At 42.9% G+C, this 19,836-nt stretch carries 13 protein-coding genes and 1 tRNA gene; 2 read left to right on the top strand and 12 right to left on the bottom strand.

Annotated features, from left to right (window positions below; genetic code table 11):
- Positions 1-24: 24 nt before the first annotated feature.
- The 10 genes from rpsL to H5232_RS14060 form a co-directional block, all read right to left on the bottom strand.
- Positions 25-399 (bottom strand): 30S ribosomal protein S12, encoded by a 375-nt coding sequence (gene rpsL / locus H5232_RS14015; RefSeq protein ID WP_002958885.1) that lies wholly within the window; start codon positions 397-399, stop codon positions 25-27.
- A 195-nt stretch (positions 400-594) separates the two neighbouring features.
- Positions 595-4,770: a DNA-directed RNA polymerase subunit beta' gene (gene rpoC / locus H5232_RS14020; protein WP_182831089.1), complete on the bottom strand. Its 4,176-nt coding sequence runs from the start codon at positions 4,768-4,770 to the stop codon at positions 595-597.
- Between the two features lie 103 nt (positions 4,771-4,873).
- Entirely contained in the window at positions 4,874-8,899 is a 4,026-nt protein-coding gene (gene rpoB / locus H5232_RS14025; protein WP_145238299.1) for a DNA-directed RNA polymerase subunit beta, read from the bottom strand.
- 271 nt (positions 8,900-9,170) lie between these two features.
- A complete protein-coding gene (rplL, locus tag H5232_RS14030; RefSeq protein ID WP_064668694.1) occupies positions 9,171-9,533 on the bottom strand; it encodes a 50S ribosomal protein L7/L12 in 363 nt (120 codons plus the stop codon).
- Between the two features lie 76 nt (positions 9,534-9,609).
- The gene (gene rplJ / locus H5232_RS14035; protein WP_145238296.1) at positions 9,610-10,104 is read right to left on the bottom strand and encodes a 50S ribosomal protein L10; all 495 of its coding nucleotides are present in this window, start codon (positions 10,102-10,104) and stop codon (positions 9,610-9,612) included.
- Between the two features lie 322 nt (positions 10,105-10,426).
- Positions 10,427-11,131, bottom strand: a complete 705-nt coding sequence (gene rplA, locus H5232_RS14040; RefSeq protein WP_145238292.1) for a 50S ribosomal protein L1 — start codon at positions 11,129-11,131, stop codon at positions 10,427-10,429.
- Positions 11,132-11,135: 4 nt separating this feature from the next.
- Positions 11,136-11,564, bottom strand: coding sequence for a 50S ribosomal protein L11 (gene rplK / locus H5232_RS14045; RefSeq protein WP_008108462.1), 429 nt, complete (start codon positions 11,562-11,564; stop codon positions 11,136-11,138).
- A gap of 216 nt (positions 11,565-11,780) precedes the next feature.
- Entirely contained in the window at positions 11,781-12,338 is a 558-nt protein-coding gene (gene nusG, locus H5232_RS14050; protein ID WP_145238289.1) for a transcription termination/antitermination protein NusG, read from the bottom strand.
- Between the two features lie 4 nt (positions 12,339-12,342).
- The gene (gene secE / locus H5232_RS14055; protein ID WP_016710555.1) at positions 12,343-12,720 is read right to left on the bottom strand and encodes a preprotein translocase subunit SecE; all 378 of its coding nucleotides are present in this window, start codon (positions 12,718-12,720) and stop codon (positions 12,343-12,345) included.
- A gap of 132 nt (positions 12,721-12,852) precedes the next feature.
- Positions 12,853-12,929: transfer RNA gene (locus H5232_RS14060), tRNA-Trp, on the bottom strand.
- Between the two features lie 165 nt (positions 12,930-13,094).
- On the opposite strand from H5232_RS14060, the gene H5232_RS14065 reads away from it, so the two are divergent.
- Together H5232_RS14065 and H5232_RS14070 are read left to right on the top strand one after the other, a co-directional pair.
- The gene (locus H5232_RS14065) at positions 13,095-17,084 is read left to right on the top strand and encodes a two-component regulator propeller domain-containing protein (protein ID WP_310736255.1); all 3,990 of its coding nucleotides are present in this window, start codon (positions 13,095-13,097) and stop codon (positions 17,082-17,084) included.
- 120 nt (positions 17,085-17,204) lie between these two features.
- A complete protein-coding gene (locus H5232_RS14070) occupies positions 17,205-18,341 on the top strand; it encodes a CsgG/HfaB family protein (RefSeq protein WP_145238283.1) in 1,137 nt (378 codons plus the stop codon).
- Between the two features lie 58 nt (positions 18,342-18,399).
- On the opposite strand, the gene H5232_RS14075 is transcribed toward H5232_RS14070, so the two are convergent.
- Positions 18,400-18,900 carry a hypothetical protein gene (locus H5232_RS14075; protein WP_145238280.1) on the bottom strand — a complete coding sequence of 167 codons (501 nt, stop codon included), beginning with the start codon at positions 18,898-18,900 and terminating at the stop codon, positions 18,400-18,402.
- Positions 18,887-19,636 (bottom strand): deoxyribose-phosphate aldolase, encoded by a 750-nt coding sequence (deoC, locus tag H5232_RS14080; RefSeq protein ID WP_182768122.1) that lies wholly within the window; start codon positions 19,634-19,636, stop codon positions 18,887-18,889. The genes H5232_RS14075 and deoC overlap by 14 nt, the downstream gene beginning before the upstream one ends.
- Between the last annotated feature and the right edge of the window lie 200 nt (positions 19,637-19,836).

Raw genomic sequence — 19,836 nt, forward strand, 5'->3', positions numbered from 1 at the left:
CTTGGCCTTACTAACGGAATACAATTAGCCTTTAGGGCGTTTTGCACCGTATTTAGAACGAGCTTGACGACGGTCGCTAACGCCTGCACAGTCAAGTGCACCACGAACAGTGTGAAAACGCACACCTGGTAAATCTTTAACACGACCACCACGGATTAGGATTACACTATGCTCTTGAAGGTTATGACCTTCACCACCAATGTATGAAGTTACTTCGAAACCGTTAGTTAAACGTACACGAGCTACTTTACGTAACGCCGAGTTTGGTTTCTTAGGTGTAGTTGTATATACGCGAGTACATACACCGCGCTTTTGCGGACACGCTTTAAGCGCAGCTGAGTTACTTTTCGTAACCTTGCTACGACGTGGCTTACGCACTAGCTGGTTAATAGTTGCCATTTAAATAGCTCCTGAAATTAAAATTACTACTGAAAAAAATAAAAAAATCCGCCCTTTATTTACAAGCTCGTACCAAACGTGCAGGTAAATGGGTGGCGGAATTTTAATGAGCAAAGATTGAGCTGTCAACCTAAACCGTTAGCAAGGCAGTAGATAACTGCCTTGCAAAAACCTAATCTATTGATTAAGTTAGATTTATTGATTTCCAGATAAATCCGCGTTTAAAGCATCAGTTAGCGCTTGAGTTGCCTCTTCTGCACTTACTGTTTGCTCTTCAACTACAACTTTGCTCTGCTTACGACGAGCCATACGTTCTTGATGATACGCAAAACCGGTACCGGCTGGGATCAAACGACCCACAATTACGTTTTCTTTCAGACCGCGAAGTTCATCGCTCTTACCATTTACAGCGGCTTCAGTTAGGACACGAGTTGTCTCCTGGAACGAGGCTGCCGAGATGAAAGATTCTGTGGCTAGTGATGCTTTAGTGATACCCATTAATTGGATTTCATATTTAGCAGGTAACTTGCCTTGAGCTTCTAAGTCGCGGTTTGCGATATTAACGCGTGCCACTTCAATTTGCTCACCGGCTAAGAATTCACTATGGCCGCCGTCAAGGATCGTACACTTACGGATCATTTGACGGATAATTGTTTCAATGTGCTTGTCATTGATCTTAACGCCTTGCAAACGGTAAACCTCTTGCACTTCGTTAACGATATAGTTAGCAACATGAGTCACACCACGTAGGCGTAAGATGTCATGTGGTGATTCAGGACCATCGGCGATAACTTCACCTTTAGACACTTGCTCACCCTCAAACACGTTAAGTTGACGCCACTTAGGGATCATTTCTTCGTAATGATCGCCTTCAGCTGGAGTAATAACTAAACGCTTCTTACCTTTAGTCTCTTTACCGAAGCTAATCGTACCGGTGATCTCAGCTAAGATAGCTGGCTCTTTCGGTTTACGCGCTTCAAATAAGTCGGCTACGCGTGGTAGACCACCCGTGATATCACGAGTTTTCGAACCTTCCTGCGGAATACGTGCTAACACGTCACCTGGGTTTGCCGTTACACCGTCTGTTACTTCAATCGTAGTGTATGAAGGAAGACGAGTTTCTTGCAGACCGCGCTCTTCACTTTCGATGATAAGCTTCGGCTCTTTCGCATTTATCTTAGCAAGATCTTTAACAACTACACGGGTTAAACCAGTTAGTTCATCAGTCTGTGCTTCAGTGTTGGAGTCATCGATATCGCTGAACGATACTTTTGACTTATGCTCAAGAACGATTGGGTGACTATGCGGGTCCCAAGTAGCAACGATGTCGTTACCTTGAACTTCCGTATTGTCTTGTACTGTTAATACCGCACCGTAAGGTACTTTATAACGCTCTTTCTCACGACCATGGCTATCGATGATAGTGATTTCAGTAGAACGAGAGGTAATAACAATCTTACCGTCAGTGTTTAATACATATTTTGCGTTATGAAGCTTCAATGTACCGTTAGTTTTAACTTGTACATTGTTTTCAGCAGATGCTCTTGATGCTGCACCACCGATGTGGAAAGTACGCATCGTAAGCTGTGTACCCGGCTCACCGATTGATTGTGCCGCGATAACACCTACTGATTCACCCGCGTTGATGATATGACCACGTGCAAGGTCACGACCGTAACACTTAGCACATACACCAAAGTCGTTATCACAGGTGATAACTGAACGTACGCGAACCTCATCTACTGAGTGCTCTTCTAAAAGATCACACAGTTTTTCGTCAAGCATGATATTACGCTCTACTAGTACTGTATTAGTACCAGGGATCACAATATCTTCAGCAACAACACGACCAAGTACACGTTCGCGAAGTGCTTCTACAACGTCACCACCTTCAATAAGCGGTTTCATTGTTAAGCCATCTTCTGTGCCACAATCGTCTTCGTTGATTACCAAATCTTGTGCAACGTCTACTAGACGACGCGTTAGGTAACCCGAGTTCGCTGTTTTCAGTGCTGTATCGGCAAGACCTTTACGCGCACCGTGCGTTGAGATGAAGTACTGAAGTACGTTTAGACCTTCACGGAAGTTAGCGGTGATTGGCGTCTCGATGATTGAACCATCTGGACGTGCCATTAGACCACGCATACCTGCTAGCTGACGGATCTGAGCGGCACTACCACGAGCACCAGAGTCGGCCATCATAAACACTGAGTTAAATGACGGTTGCTCTTCTTCTTCACCTTGGGCATTGATAACCGTGTCTTTTGACAAGTTGGCCATCATTTCACGTGATAAGTTTTCATTTACACGTGACCAGATATCGATAACTTTATTGTACTTTTCACCAGCCGTTACAAGACCTGATTGGAATTGTTGGTTGATTTCAGTTACTTCAGCTTCAGCTGCTTCGATAATTGATGCTTTGATCGGTGGGATAACTAAGTCATCGATACCGATTGAAACACCTGACTTCATTGCGTAGTGGAAACCGGTATACATAACTTGGTCAGCAAAGATAACTGTATCTTTAAGACCAAGACGACGGTAACACTCGTTTAATAAGCCAGAAATTTGTTTCTTACCTAGGGCCTGATTGATTGACGAAAACGGCATGCCTTTTGGTAAAATAAGAGACAAAATTGCACGACCAACAGTTGTATCGATAACAGTTACAGTGTCTTCTACTACACCATTTTCGTTTTTAACTGATTCGCTAATACGTACTTTCACGCGAGCGTGAAGGTCTGCATTACCGCTGCGGTATGCTTTTTCTGCTTCTTTTGGATCTTTTAAGATCGCGCCTTCGCCTTTCGCGTTGATGCGGTCACGGGTCATATAATATAGACCCAATACAACGTCCTGTGATGGAACGATGATTGGCTCACCATTCGCAGGAGATAGGATGTTGTTTGTTGACATCATCAATGCACGAGCTTCAAGCTGCGCTTCAATCGTTAGCGGTACGTGTACCGCCATTTGGTCACCATCGAAGTCGGCGTTGTAGGCCGCACATACTAATGGATGCAAATGGATTGCTTTACCTTCGATAAGCACAGGTTCAAACGCTTGGATACCCAAACGGTGAAGTGTTGGTGCACGGTTAAGTAATACTGGATGTTCACGAATTACTTCGTCTAATACATCCCATACTTCCGGAACTTCACGCTCTACCATTTTCTTAGCAGCTTTGATTGTCGTAGCCATGCCGCGACGCTCTAGTTTGCCATAGATAAATGGTTTGAATAGCTCAAGTGCCCTCTTCTTAGGAAGACCACATTGGTGAAGCTTAAGTGTAGGACCAACTGTGATTACAGAACGGCCTGAATAATCTACACGCTTACCAAGTAAGTTCTGACGGAAACGACCTTGCTTACCCTTGATCATATCAGCAAGAGATTTAAGCGGACGCTTGTTAGAACCTGTAATTGCACGACCACGACGACCGTTATCAAGTAACGCATCAACCGCTTCTTGTAACATACGTTTTTCGTTGCGTACGATAATATCCGGTGCAGCTAAATCTAGTAGACGTTTAAGACGGTTATTACGGTTAATAACACGACGGTAAAGGTCATTTAGATCAGAAGTCGCAAAACGGCCACCATCAAGTGGTACTAATGGACGTAGATCAGGTGGCAATACTGGAAGTACTGTCATGATCATCCACTCAGGGTTATTACCTGACTGGTGGAACGATTCCATTAATTTAAGACGTTTAGTGATCTTCTTACGCTTAGTTTCAGAGTTAATTGTTGGTAACTCTTCACGCATTTCAGCAATTAATTGCGCAAGATCGAGTTCACGAAGCAAGTCTAATACTGCTTCAGCACCCATCTTCGCTTCAAACTCATCACCGTGCTCTTCTAGTGCATCTAGGTATTCTTCTTCACCTAATAGCTGACTACGCTCAAGCGTCGTCATGCCAGGCTCAGTTACTACGAATGATTCGAAGTAAAGAACACGTTCAATATCACGAAGCGTCATATCAAGCATTAAGCCGATACGTGACGGTAATGATTTTAAAAACCATATATGTGCAACTGGGCTCGCAAGGTCGATGTGACCCATACGATCGCGACGCACTTTAGTGAGTGTTACTTCAACGCCACACTTTTCACAGATCACACCACGGTGTTTAAGACGCTTATATTTACCACATAAGCATTCATAATCTTTCACTGGACCGAAAATACGGGCACAGAATAAGCCATCGCGCTCAGGCTTGAAAGTACGGTAGTTAATAGTCTCAGGTTTCTTTACTTCACCGTATGACCATGAACGAACCATGTCTGGTGAAGCAAGACCAATGCGAATTGCATCGAATTCTTCGGTCTTATTTTGTTGCTTCAGAAACTTAAGTAAGTCTTTCACCTTAGCTCTCCTGTCGGAGTTAATCTTGAGGACGGATGATTTCGTCCCTACATTCTATTCGGCCGTAACAGATGCTGCAGGCTAGCTGCAGCATCTAATTGGCTTAATTTTCTTCCAACTCGATGTTGATACCCAGTGAGCGGATTTCTTTCAACAATACGTTGAACGATTCTGGCATACCTGGTTCCATTTTATGGTTACCATCAACGATGTTTTTATACATCTTAGTACGACCGTTCACGTCATCCGATTTCACTGTTAACATTTCTTGTAGAGTGTAAGCGGCACCGTATGCTTCTAGTGCCCATACTTCCATCTCACCGAAACGCTGGCCACCGAACTGTGCTTTACCACCCAGCGGCTGCTGAGTAACAAGGCTATAAGAACCAGTAGAACGCGCATGCATTTTGTCATCAACTAAGTGATTCAGTTTCAGCATGTACATGTAACCAACAGTTACTTGACGTTCAAACTGATCGCCAGTACGGCCATCATAAAGTGTAACCTGACCACTACGAGGGTAGCCAGCTAGCTCAAGCATGTCTTTGATTTCGCTTTCTTTCGCGCCATCAAATGCAGGAGTAGCGATTGGTAAACCACCTTTTAAGTTTTCAGCCAAACGACGAATTTCGTCATCTGTGAAGCTAGCAATGTCTACGAACTGACGAGATTCACCAATTTCGTATGCTTGCTTGATGAAGTCACGTAGCTCATGAAGCTCACGTTGTTCTTTCATCATTTCTTCAATACGCTCACCAATACCACGAGCAGCTAGACCCATATGTGTTTCAAGGATCTGACCGATGTTCATACGTGATGGTACACCCAGCGGGTTAAGTACGATATCAACAGTACGACCTTTATCATCGTATGGCATATCTTCTACTGGTACGATAGTCGAGATAACACCTTTGTTACCGTGACGACCCGCCATTTTATCACCTGGTTGGATACGACGTTTAACAGCTAGGTATACTTTAACAATCTTAAGTACGCCTGGTGCTAAGTCATCACCTTGGGTAATTTTACGACGTTTGTTTTCAAACTTTTTATCGTATTCAGCTTTTAGCTCATCGTACTGGGCTGCTAGTTGCTCAAGTTCAGCTTGCTTATCTTCTTCAGCAAGGCTTTGAGTTAGTAGCTTCTCAGCATTCAATGACGCTAATCTATCTTCATCTTGACCGGCTGCGATAAGTAACTTACGAGCACGATCTAACACGCCTGCTTCAAGAATACGGAATTCTTCGTTAAAGTCTTTTTTCGCGTCACGAAGTTGCATTTCTTCAACTTCTAGCGCGCGCTTGTCTTTTTCAACACCATCACGGGTGAAGACTTGCACGTCAATTACAGTACCTGTTACAGAGTTTGGTACACGTAATGAGCTGTCTTTAACGTCAGACGCTTTCTCACCAAAGATAGCTCGTAGTAGCTTCTCTTCAGGAGTTAATTGCGTTTCGCCTTTCGGAGTCACTTTACCTACTAGGATATCGCCGCCTTTAACTTCAGCACCGATATAAACAACACCTGATTCATCAAGCTTGCCTAGTGCAGATTCACCCACATTCGGGATATCTGCAGTGATCTCTTCAGGACCTAACTTAGTATCACGGGCAACACACTGTAGTTCTTGAATATGGATAGTCGTTAGACGATCTTCTTCAACTACGCGCTCTGATAGTAAGATTGAATCCTCGAAGTTATAACCGTTCCATGGCATGAATGCCACGCGCAAGTTTTGACCAAGGGCTAAGTCACCTAAGTCAGTCGAAGGACCATCTGCTAACACGTCACCACGAGTAACCGGTTCGCCAACCATACAAGTTGGTTTTTGGTTAATACATGTGTTTTGGTTAGAACGTGTGTATTTGGTTAAGTTGTAGATGTCGATGCCCGCTTCACCAGGGATGCGTTCTTCTTCATGTACATTAACAACGATGCGACTTGCGTCAGCATACATTACTTCACCACCACGTTTAGCAACAATCGTTACACCAGAATCTTTCGCTAGTGTTAACTCAATACCAGTACCTACTAACGGTTTGTCCGCTTTCAATGTTGGTACTGCTTGACGTTGCATGTTTGAACCCATCAATGCACGGTTAGCATCATCGTGTTCTAGGAACGGGATAAGTGCTGCCGCTACAGAGATCACCTGTTGTGGTGATACATCCATATATTGCTGGTCCATGCGACCCATAAAGGTAGATTCACCTTTGTGACGACATGGGATTAATTCATCAACAAACTCATTGGTTTCAGTTAAGTTTGAGTTCGCCTGTGCGATAACAAACTGACCTTCTTCAATGGCTGATAAGTAATCAACTTCATCAGTTACTACACCGTCTACCACTTTGCGGTAAGGTGTTTCTAAGAAACCATAGTCATTGGTACGTGCGTACGTAGACAATGAGTTAATTAGACCGATGTTTGGACCCTCAGGAGTCTCGATTGGACATACGCGACCATAGTGAGTTACGTGTACGTCACGTACTTCAAAGCCAGCGCGTTCACGTGTAAGACCGCCCGGCCCTAATGCAGAAATACGACGTTTGTGCGTCACTTCTGATAGCGGGTTATTTTGGTCCATGAACTGTGATAACTGAGACGAACCAAAGAACTCTTTAACTGCTGCCGAAATAGGCTTAGCGTTAATAAGATCTTGTGGCATGATCGCATCTAGGTCACCTAAGCTTAAACGCTCACGTACCGCACGCTCTACACGTACTAAACCTACACGGAACTGATTCTCAGCCATTTCGCCAACACTACGAATACGACGGTTGCCTAAGTGGTCGATATCATCAACATCGCCTTGACCGTTACGAATAGAAATTAATACTTTCATAACAGACACGATGTCTTCTTTGCTTAATGTGCCTGGGCCTGTGTCAGTGTCATAACCAACACGGCTATTGAACTTCATACGACCTACAGTAGATAAGTCATAACGTTCTTCAGAGAAGAACAAGTTCTCAAATAAGGCTTCAGCCGCGTCTTTCGTCGGTGGCTCGCCTGGGCGCATCATGCGATAAATTTCTACTAGTGCTTCTAAGCGGTTAGTGCTTGAATCGATACGTAACGTATCAGAAATATATGCACCGCTGTCCACTTCATTGATATATAGAGTATCAATTTTAGTGTGACCTGCTTTAACCAATTCAGCCATTAACTCTAAAGTTAATTCATCATTCGCGTTTGCAATCACTTCACCCGTTGACTCATCAACGTAGTTTCTAGCAATTACACGGCCAATGATATACTCATGGGGTACTTCTAAATGGCTAATGCCTTTTTTCTCAATGCTCTTGATATGACGCGCTGTTACACGACGGCCAGACTCAACGAACACTTCACCGTCTTCACTTTTTATATCAAAGGCAGCGGTTTCACCACGTAAACGTGATGGCACAAGTTCCATAAGAACTTTACCGTCAGTTACTTCAAACGCAGTGGTTTCGAAGAAGATGTTTAAGATCTCTTCTGTCGTGTACTCAAGTGCACGCAACATGATTGACGCCGGTAATTTACGACGACGGTCAATACGTACATATAAGTTATCTTTTGCATCAAACTCAAAATCTAACCATGAACCACGGTATGGGATAACACGTGCGTTATAAAGCACTTTACCTGATGAGTGAGTTTTACCGCGGTCGTTATCAAAGAATACACCAGGGCTACGGTGTAGCTGAGAAACGATAACACGCTCTGTACCATTGATTACAAAAGTACCGGTATCGGTCATGAGCGGAATTTCGCCCATGTAAACTTCTTGCTCTTTAATGTCTTTAACTGTGCCTGGCGCTTCTTTATCCATCACCACAAGGCGTAGTTTTACGCGAAGTGGAGCAGAATAAGTCACACCGCGAATTTGACATTCTTTTACATCGAAAACTGGCTCACCAATACGATAACTTACGTATTGAAGCTCAGAATTTCCCGAGTAGCTTTTGATTGGGAACACAGAACGGAAGGCAGCTTCCAAACCATGATCGCCATCAGCGTCCGGCACTAAGAATTTTTTAAACGATTCTAACTGCGTTGACAGTAAGAAAGGTATATCCAAAACTTGTGGACGTTTACCAAAATCCTTACGGATACGTTTCTTTTCAGAATAAGAGTAAGCCATGGGGTTCCTCAGCTTGCTGATCTTTGACCCGACCTGTTCTTGTAAGAACAGACTTAACTGGCATCTAAGCCAAGATTGTACAACATTTAATTGTTGTTCCAATTAGCTCCCACTTTAACACTAGCAAACTATAAAGCGTTGAAAGTAAAGAGAAAATTAGATTTTATTTGAGCTATAGGAATACATCGCTCTATAGCGCAAAAAGGCCGGTGATTAAATAATCACCAGCCCTTGCCTGATTTCTCAGACAGCGAACTTAGCAAAAGCTAAATTACTTAACCTCAACTTCAGCACCAGCTTCAGTAAGGTCTTTAGCAAGAGCTTCAGCTTCTTCTTTAGATACACCTTCTTTAACAGGTGTAGGAGCAGCTTCAACAAGAGCTTTCGCTTCTTTAAGGCCTAGGCCAGTTGCGCTACGAACAGCTTTGATTGCCGCAACTTTATTAGCGCCAGCGCCAGTAAGGATTACGTCAAATTCTGTTTTCTCTTCAGCAGCTTCAGCAGCAGGACCTGCTACCATAGCAGCTGCAGCAGTTACGCCGAATTTTTCTTCCATTGCTTCAACAAGAGCAACAACGTCCATTACTGACATTTCAGCAATTGCGTCAAGGATTTGGTCTTTAGTTACAGACATTACAAATTTCCTAATAATTAACGGACTCTAGGTCCAAAAAAATTTTACACCGAAAGATTGATTAAACAGCTTAAAATTAAGCAGCTTGCTCTTCTTTCTGTACACGTACTGCTTCAATTGTTTTACACAATTTGCCAGCAGACGCTTCTTTCATAGCGCTCATTAAGCGTGCAACAGCTTCGTCGTATGTAGGTAATGTAGCAAGCATTGCTGCATCAACAACATTTCCTTCAAAAGCGGCCGTTTTAAGCTCAAATTTCTCGTTCTTCTTTGCAAAAGCAGAAAAGATACGCGCAGCAGCACCTGGGTGCTCTGATGAGAAAGCGATTAAGCTTGGACCAACAAATGAATCAGAAAGGCACTCAAACTGTGTTCCTTCAAGAGCACGTTTTGCTAAAGTGTTACGGACAACTTTCATCCAAACACCATTTGCACGAGCTTCTTTACGAAGGGCAGTGATTGCGCCAACTGTTACACCACGAGAATCTGCAACAACTGCAGATAGAGCACCATTGGCTGCTTCGTTGACTTCAGCAACAATTGCTTTTTTGCCTTGAAGATTTAAAGCCATGGGTGTTACTCCTGGTTTAATGGGTTACCGTACATCGGCTTCCCTGTTCTACTCTTCCCTACCAAACAAGATAGAGATGCTTTTTACGGCGAGAGCCAGAAGATTAGGAAAAATCTATCTGGGGATTCACACCGTCTACGTAGGTGAATATTAAGGCCGAAGCCACCTACGGTCTTGGACGGAAGCCCAATTTATCGTTTTGCCCGAAGGCGCACCGAAATTATGGACTTCAACCCGAATTCTTTACTTGTTGAGAAAACAAAATTTCTCAACAAAATGGCGCAAAATTATAGTATAAATTTCACGCCATGTAAACACTCAATTAAACAACAGTTGTTGTTAAAGTGCTTTGGTCAACAGAAACACCTGCGCCCATTGTTGTAGAGATGGTTACTTTCTTAACGTAAACACCTTTTGCTTGTGAAGGCTTAGCCTTCTTAAGCGCAACAATTAGCGACTCAAGGTTTTGTTGAAGTTGCTCAACTGTGAAATCAACCTTACCAATAGTAGTATGGATGATACCATTTTTGTCATTGCGGTAACGCACTTGACCAGCTTTAGCATTTTTAACTGCTTCTGCAACGTTAGGTGTTACAGTACCAGTTTTAGGGTTTGGCATTAGACCACGTGGGCCTAAGATTTGACCTAGTTGACCAACAACACGCATAGCGTCTGGTGATGCAACAACAACGTCAAAGTTCATCTCGCCTTTCTTAACTAGCTCAGCAAGATCTTCCATACCTACTAGTTCAGCACCAGCTTCTTTCGCAGCTTCTGCGTTAGCGCCTTGTGTGAACACTGCAACGCGAACGTCACGACCAGTACCGTTAGGTAGTACAGTTGCACCACGAACGTTTTGGTCAGATTTACGAGCATCGATACCAAGGTTAACAGCAACGTCAACACTTTCTACGAATTTAGCTGTCGCTAACTCTTTTAAAAGAGCAACTGCTTCGGTGATTTCGTAATCTTTAGTCGCTTCCACTTTTTCGCGGATAGTACGCATACGTTTAGTTAATTTAGCCATTATCTTAGTCCTCTACGTTCAAGCCCATCGCACGCGCAGAACCTGCGATAGTGCGAACCGCAGCTTCTAAATCAGAAGCTGTAAGGTCAGGTTTCTTTGTCTCAACGATTTCTTCAAGTTGAGCACGAGTTACTGTGCCTACTTTTTCAGTGTTAGGACGGCCTGAACCAGATTTGATACCTGCAGCTTTCTTAAGTAAGTAAGCAGCCGGTGGCGTTTTCATGTCGAACGTAAATGAACGGTCGCCGTAAACAGAGATCACTACAGGAACTGGAGCGCCTTTTTCGATAGATTCTGTACGTGCGTTGAACGCTTTACAGAATTCCATGATGTTTACACCGTGTTGACCTAGTGCTGGACCTACTGGAGGACTAGGGTTAGCCATACCAGCAGCAACTTGTAGCTTGATTAGAGCTTCAACTTTCTTAGCCATTATAAATACCTCATTAGGTGGGTCTTAGCCTTGTGCGCGCGAGGACGCGTACTCTAGCGGCTTCCCAGTTTAAAAATTGGTTTCTCACTTTTCTGTATACAAACCAAGAAATGCTTACTTTGAATACAAAAAGGCCGCTGATTATAAGTTAATCAGCGGCCTTTTTCAAGCTTTATACCAAACAATATATTTTTTGGTATAAATCAGTTAATTTGTTTATCTATCTTGCTCAACTTGACCAAATTCAAGTTCAACAGGAGTAGAACGACCAAAGATAAGTACCGATACTTTTACGCGGCTCTTTTCATAGTCAACAGCTTCAACCACACCACTGAAATCAGCAAATGGGCCGTCAACAACACGCACCACTTCACCTGGTTCAAATAACGTTGCAGGCTTAGGCGCTTCAGCGTTTTCTTGTAAGCGGTTAAGAATGCGATCAGCTTCTTTAGCGCTAATTGGTGCTGGACGATCAGACGTACCACCGATAAAGCCCATAACACGCGCGGTGCTATTTACTAAGTGCCAGCTTTTATCGTTCATATCCATTTGGATAAGTACATAACCTGGGAAGAACTTGCGCTCAGATTTACGCTTTTGACCAGCGCGCATCTCAACCACTTCTTCAGTAGGTACTAATACTTCACCAAAGCTATCTTCCAAACCTTCGATCTTGATATGCTCAAGAATAGTTTGTGCAACACGCTTCTCATAACCTGAGAAAGCCTGTACTACGTACCAACGTAGTTTCTTTTCGTTGTTCTCATCCGACATGGGATCAGATCTCCAATCCAGTTAAAAAGCCTACTGCGCGGAATAAAATGCCATCTAATCCCCAAAGGATAAGTGCCATAATCGCAGTTGCAACCATTACAATAAATGTCGTATGGGTAGTTTCTTGGCGCGTAGGCCACACTACTTTACGTACTTCGATGCGTGCTTCTTTTGCAAAAGCAAGGAAGGTACGCCCTTTTTCAGTTTGTGATGCAATCCCCAAACCAGCGGCAACAGCAACAACAACACCAATAGCACGTAATAACACAGACTGATCTGCGTACATATAGTTACCAACTACTGCGCCTGCAAGTAGCGCAATTGCCACAAGCCACTTTACTGAATCCATCGCACTTGATGGAGTTTCTACATTCGTGCTCATAATATTATTACCTTAACTACAGACACAACAACCCTACACTATGGCAGGGTTAATCCATTAAAATCCAAACTTAAAAACAGACTTATTTAAACCGATTTTTAACCTCAGACTTTACCCACAAACAGGATAAAATGGCAGGGGCGGAGAGACTCGAACTCCCAACCATCGGTTTTGGAGACCGCTGTTCTACCAATTGGAACTACGCCCCTGCAAAGTGGATGCCTATTATACTTACGCAATTCATTAACACAAGTGTAAAAGATGCCCATAAGTCAAAATCTCATCACTAGATTGAAAAATCCATCTTAACATTGATTAAAAAGCAGTTTATGATTGTTTCAATTCAAGGGATATTACTACGCACGAGGAAGCACGTGCTAACAATAAAAACAACTATCTATCCGGCCATTATTGGTTTTTTATGGCTATTTCATAACAGCGCGCTGGCACTGTCTTTACATTTAGACTCCTTCTCTAATGAACAGGGGTTAACGCAAAACTCTGTCACTTGCAGCATAACTGATCGCCGTGGTTTTCATTGGTTCGCCACCCAAGGTGGGCTCAACCGTTTTGATGGTTATGAATTTAAACGCTTTAAGTCTCATCCAACCCAGCCAAGTCTATCGAGTAATTGGATCACCGACTGTGTTACCACTGACAATAATCTGCTGTGGTTTTCTACAGCTACACAAGGGCTAAACGCCCTAAATACAGAAACCGGTATATTCACTCATTTTAACCGTAACAGTCCATTAGCGATTAAAGATAACCGCATTTGGTCAATGCTTACTGATCAACACAATAATTTATGGTTAGGCCATGAAGATGGTAACTTAACTCGCCTAAATGTAGCCGAGCATGAAACTGCCTACTTTACCTACTCGCCAAACACCCAAGGTAGTATTATTTTTCAGGATATGGTGATTGATGCTAAGCAAAATTTATGGCTGGCCAGTAATGAAGGATTAATAAAATTTGATACAAAAACAGCTAAATTTAGCCACTTTTCAGCAAGTAAAAAGCAACTATGGCGCCTAAAACTCACGCCACAAGGGCAGCTACTGATTGCCAGTAAAACAGGGCTTAGTGTCTTTGATTTAGAAAGTGAACAGTTTAATGATATAAAACAACTAGATGGTATATGGATAAGCGATATTTTAATCGATAATAACGAGCATCTTTGGCTTAGCAGCTACGGCCAAGGCTTATATTATAATCCCAACTATCAAACAACTCTGACAAGCTTTAGCCAATTTAAACACCTTCCACAGCAACGTCATGGGCTTGTTAATGATTACTTACTGTCTTTGTATCAAGACCTGCAAGGTATTCTGTGGATAGGCACTGATGGTTATGGGTTACAACGCTACGATATGCGCCAAAATCAATTTAATCATCAACAACACAGCGATGACCCTAACAGTATTAGCCATGATTTTATCCGGGCCTTACTTAAAGATTCGCAAGGGCAATTATGGGTCGGTACCCGCAACGGGTTAAATAGACAAACAAAAGACGGCTTTGTGCGCTATCACGTCGATACCAGCAACCTTACCAACAACAATATATTCAGCCTTCATGAAGATAGCCAGCAGCGTATTTGGATTGGCACCTATGGTGGCGGTTTATTGCGTTATAACCGCGAAAGCGATGACTTTACATCATTCACAGTGCAAAGCCACCAGCTCAGCAGCAATAACATTTATGCGATCACCAGCGATCGGAACGGCAACTTATGGTTGGGAAGCAATCAAGGTTTAAGTCTGTTTAACCCAGATAACTTGACCGTTGAGCATTTTAAGCACTCGGAACAACACAATAGTATATCGAACAACACCGTATTTAGCCTCGTTTACGATAACGTTGCTAATGCAATTTGGGCTGGTACTCGAGTTGGCTTAAATAAACTTACCCTCAACAACAATGAATTTAGCCATTATCAAGCCGATCAAACAAACCCAAATAGCTTAAGTCATAACATGGTTACCGCCCTTCATCTGCAAGATGACAATACACTGTGGGTGGGTACTTTTGGAGGCTTAAATAAACTGAATAAAACAACGGCAGAGATAACCCGAATCACCGAGCATGATGGCCTGCTAAACGATAATATTTTTGCCATTAAACAGGATGCCAAAGGTTACCTGTGGCTGGCAAGCAACCAAGGTTTAACACGTTATCAGCCCAGCTCTGAAAATATGCAGCATTTTTTACCCCGTGATGGCGTGCAACATAATTCATTTATTCTCGGCGCGGCTTATCAAGCGCAGAACGGTGAACTATTTTTTGGCGGGATCAACGGCTTTAATCAATTTGATCCGCTTAAGCTACAGCTGGCAGCTACAACTCCAGAGCCTGTGTTAACCGAATTACTAATTAACAATCAAGCTATAGCCACTGCCCCATACACTAAGCACGAGACTCAAGCCGCGAAATTAATTAGCTATATACAAACACTCTCCTTTAACAAAGGTGTCGGCGTGATCGGCTTTAAGTTCTCAGCATTACATAGCCCGTCGGCACCTCAACAATATCAATATGGATACAAACTCGCTGGTTTTGATAAGCAATTTCTATATACCAACGCACAACAACGACAATTAAACTACCCGCAACTGCCCGCAGGCGACTATCAGCTGCAACTAAAAGTAAAAGATCAGTATGGCCAGTGGAGTAATGCTAAAGCTATGCTCGATTTCACGGTGGTGCCGCCGTGGTGGCAAAGTCGCCTTGCCTATGCCGGTTATGTTCTTCTCACGGGGGTTATTATTTGGCTTATTGCGGCCTCGCTATACCGCGCTAAGCTGGCCGAACAAACAAGTAAACAAGCCCGTGAGCTGAATCGCTTAAAAAGTCAATTTTTAGATAATATTAGCCATGAATTAAAAACGCCTCTGAGTTTAATACTCGCGCCACTTGAAAGCTTGCAGCTAAACCATAAAGATCAAGCTAGCCAAAAACAATTATCGATGATCAAACGCAATAGCCTACGTTTGCTGACCTTAATAAATCAACTATTACAGCTAAGCCAACGCCCCAGCTGCGCTATACATTACGTTTCGCCCTATCCTTTAGCACCATTTATAAAGCAGCTGGTTGCTGACTTCACGGTGCTGTTTGAACAAAAAGGTATTCACGTAACAATGACAGATCTCAGCCAAGGCTCTTGCTGCATAGCCCTTGAGCCAGAACATGCAACGTCAATTATTACCAACTTAGTTAGTAATGCCCTCAAATATACCCACTCAGGCGGTCAAGTTGAGATTAGCTTATCAGTGCATAATAACATGGCTCATATCGCGATTGTTGACACCGGTATTGGCATCGAAAAACACCAACAAGGCATTATTTTTGAACGCTTTACGCGTGTTGCAGCACAAAATCAAAACGGCAGTGGAATTGGCCTTGCTTTAGTTAAACAATTGCTAGAGCAATACGGCGGGCAGATTTCACTAACAAGTGAAGTAGGTAAAGGCAGTTGTTTTACTGTATCTCTGCCTTTGACTGAAGCAGAGCATGGCGCAACTTCGCTAGCAGCATCAGTAAATGAAGCAACCCGCCCCAGCAATTCGCAAAAGCTACTGATTGTTGAAGATAACGACGAAATGCGCGAACTACTGCTGACTTTGTTTGCTACTGAGTACCACTGCTTAAGTGCTATTAACGGCGAACAAGGCTTAGCCATCTGCCAAACAGAAATGCCAGATCTAGTGATCAGCGATGTGATGATGCCTTGCATGGACGGTTATCAATTACTTAATGCGCTACGCACAAATAACATTACCAGCCATATACCGGTGTTATTATTGTCAGCAAAAGCCGATACACAAAGCAGACTAAAAGGCCTTGATTTACTAGCAGATGATTTTTTAAGTAAACCATTTGAGCCGCAATTACTGCTCAGTAGAGTACAAGGGTTACTGAGTATTCGTGCAGTCCTTAATCGGCACTTAGCAAAGCAGCTTGCGGCTCATGCTCCGCCGCTGGTACTCGATCCGCAGCTTACACAAAGTAAAGATTACCAATTTACCGAACGCCTGAAAAACATCATCCGTGATAACTATCACAACGAAGCGTTTAGTATTGAAGAATTCGCTGCAGGATTATATTTAAGCCCACGTGCCTTACAACTGAAAATGAAAGCACTCTACAATTTAACTCCCAGTGATTATATTCGTAATACTCGTTTAGAGTATGCTGAAAAGTTACTTAGCGACAGCGATCTGAGCATAGGTTTAATTGCTGAAAAAGTCGGCTTTAGCTCACAAAGTTACTTTGCTCGCTGCTTTAAGGCAAAGCATAACGTTTCGCCCAAACAGTTTAGGGAAAATACCAACCTGAATGCAAAAACTTCGCCTGTGTGACCAAAGTGTTCGCCTCAGTACTATTTTTAACCTTATGATTTCTTTAAATTAACTTTAAAACAATTTGTAGAATAAAAACCTTCACTGTTTCTATTTGGCACATTAATTAAGGAAAATCATATGCTCACAACAACTAAAAAAGTACTGTTGGCAACCCTCGTTGCTAGCAGTCTTAGCGCTTGCCAAAGTACTTCAACCAAGGTCACTTCAAACCAAGATTCACCAAACATTAATGAAGTCGCCCAACAACAATATAATGGTCCAAAAGCGCGTATTGCCGTGGCACGCTTTACCGATAAATCGAATGACTCTCATTGGTGGCGAAAAGAAATAGGTGAAGGCATGGCCGACCAACTCACCACAGCTTTGGTAGGCACCAATCGCTTTATCGTACTTGAACGCCAAGCGTTAGATGCAGTGTTATCTGAGCAAGATCTAGCGGCTTCAGGTCGTGTTAGCGCAGCATCAGGGGCAGCTTACGGTGAAATTGAAGGAGCCGAAATAGTTGTGGTAGCAGCAGTAACTGAATTTGATGACGACAGCTCAGGTGCCAGTGTTGGTACTGGCGGTTTTATAGGTGATGTGTTTAGCTCAGTATCGGCAGGTTTTTCAGGCTCGCATATGGCGATTGATTTACGCCTTATCGATACTCGCACCTCACGTATTTTAGCAGCCACCAGCGTCGAAGGAGGTAGCAAAGATTTTGATTTTACCAGTGCGGCAACTAATTTTGGTGGTGCATTGGTCGGTGGTAATTTAAGTGGCTGGTCAAACACCCCTAAAGAAAAAGCGCTCCGCGAAGTGATAATCAAAGCTGTAGAGTTTTTACAAACTAAAGTCCCTGCCACTTACTATCGCTATAACAGTAATAATACCCTTGCACCTGGATACACAGCACCACCACCGCTTACGACCACGGCTGCCAAGTCAAAAGCCGTTGCTCCAGTAGCAAAAGTCGATGTTCCTACACATAGAATGCCGCATTATGAAAAGATGGATTTAGCCATGTCTCGCATGAATCTAGTCTGTTTAGGTTATTTAAAAAACCAACCCGATTATGAAGAATTTGAAACTGAAGATGTTAAGTACGATCGTCAAACAGTTATCGCACTGCGCGAATACCAACAAGAGAAACAATTAAAAGTGTCGGGACTTGCAGACGAAGCAACCAAAAAGTCACTCGATGAAAGTCAATGTATTGCTAAAACCAATAAGTCAGGGCTTGAGAGCTTAGGTAGTATGTTTAAAATTAACTAACCAAAGATCAAGTTATTTAGCAGCCAGTTTATTCTTGGCTGCTATACCATCTAAATACTTAGAACAGCTGTAACAGCTCGCCCTGATAAAAATCACAAAGCAACCAAATTTGTTGAAAAGGATGGGTAAGCGGTATCGTTATATTCTGTAACTCAGCGTCAAAATCCGCTTTATGCCAAATGGTGCTGGCGTTACGAATAAGCAGCCATGTTTGCTCTGATTGATAGTGCTTTTTTCCTTTTTGTTCTAATAACCGCTGCAGTGCACAGTGCAGCCGCTGCTCACTTGGTTGCATTGCCATATCAGCAAGATCTCGTTGCATGCTTATAGATAAAGGCCTGCCGAGTACTGCCATGGCTTCGGTTTCGCTGGCATATAAATGTGCTATTTCAATATCAAGCTTCTGTTCATTACGATAGCAACTGATATCTGGTTTACTCGGCTGATTATGCCAAATATGGCGCATTGGAATACCAAAGCGATGTTCATAGCAACGCAAGAACAACTTACCTGCATCATGCTCAAGTTGTAATTTTTCTTGCTCACTATGACGCGTCATTAAGTACCGCATATACATCAGCTAACAGGCTTGATGCACCAAATCTAAATGTTGACGGATTCAAATAACTTTCTCCCATAATATCAGTCGCTAGCTGTAAGTAATTACTTGCATCCATAACCGTTTTCACGCCACCTGCAGCTTTAAAACCGACTACACGCGGCGACTTTTTAATCGTACTTAACATCACTTCGGTTGCTTCAAGAGTGGCATTTGTAGCTACTTTGCCGGTGCTGGTTTTAACAAAGTCAGCACCACCGGCAATTGCTATTTCTGTCGCCAGTGTTATCAACTGCGCTGTTTTTAGTGCGCCGGATTCTATAATTACTTTTAATTGTACGTGTTCAGGACAACACTCTTTACTGGCACGCACATATTCTAGCGCTGTGGCTTCGTCCCCCGCGATTAAGGCTTGATACGGTAACACCAAATCAATTTCATCTGCGCCACGCTCTATTGCGATTAATGTTTCATTAATTACTTCACTTAGCTCACTGTTGCCTGAGGGAAAGTTAGTTACTGTGGCGACTTTTACATAACTAAGCTCGCGCTCAGCTAAAGCAAGCTTGGTGTCATCAACAAACTCACTATAAACACACACTGCAGCCGGAATACCTAGGTTGGGCTTAATACTAGCCACCAAGGCCTGTATTGTTGCCGCGCTATCATTACTATTTAAACTGGTTAAATCCATTAATTGCACGGCCAATGCCGCATCAGTTAGTTGCGTTGTCATAAATCCACCAAGTAAGTTCATGTATTAGCAATAGTACCAAATTTAACTATTCTCGCTATAGCTAATAACCAAACACTCTAAGCTCGATATATACTCATTATAGTACTTGTAACTCGGCGCAATCCCATGTTAACTAAGGCTTAAGCCAAATCGGACAACCATATATAACTTTTAGTTATATTAACTGGGTTTTAATTATT

Origin of the sequence: Pseudoalteromonas sp. SG41-5, from assembly GCF_014164495.1 — a bacterium.
Lineage (GTDB): Bacteria > Pseudomonadota > Gammaproteobacteria > Enterobacterales > Alteromonadaceae > Pseudoalteromonas > Pseudoalteromonas rhizosphaerae.

Bases quoted from the DNA above. Each gene is read 5' to 3' on its own strand.
- secE (WP_016710555.1), bottom strand. From the start codon at position 12,720: ATGAGCACGAATGTAGAAACTCCATCAAGTGCGATGGATTCAGTAAAG.
- rplK (WP_008108462.1), bottom strand. From the start codon at position 11,564: ATGGCTAAGAAAGTTGAAGCTCTAATCAAGCTACAAGTTGCTGCTGGT.
- H5232_RS14070 (WP_145238283.1), top strand. From the start codon at position 17,205: ATGCTCACAACAACTAAAAAAGTACTGTTGGCAACCCTCGTTGCTAGC.
- deoC (WP_182768122.1), bottom strand. From the start codon at position 19,636: ATGACAACGCAACTAACTGATGCGGCATTGGCCGTGCAATTAATGGAT.
- rplL (WP_064668694.1), bottom strand. From the start codon at position 9,533: ATGTCTGTAACTAAAGACCAAATCCTTGACGCAATTGCTGAAATGTCA.
- rplA (WP_145238292.1), bottom strand. From the start codon at position 11,131: ATGGCTAAATTAACTAAACGTATGCGTACTATCCGCGAAAAAGTGGAA.
- rpoB (WP_145238299.1), bottom strand. From the start codon at position 8,899: ATGGCTTACTCTTATTCTGAAAAGAAACGTATCCGTAAGGATTTTGGT.
- H5232_RS14075 (WP_145238280.1), bottom strand. From the start codon at position 18,900: ATGACGCGTCATAGTGAGCAAGAAAAATTACAACTTGAGCATGATGCA.
- rplJ (WP_145238296.1), bottom strand. From the start codon at position 10,104: ATGGCTTTAAATCTTCAAGGCAAAAAAGCAATTGTTGCTGAAGTCAAC.
- nusG (WP_145238289.1), bottom strand. From the start codon at position 12,338: ATGTCGGATGAGAACAACGAAAAGAAACTACGTTGGTACGTAGTACAG.
- rpsL (WP_002958885.1), bottom strand. From the start codon at position 399: ATGGCAACTATTAACCAGCTAGTGCGTAAGCCACGTCGTAGCAAGGTT.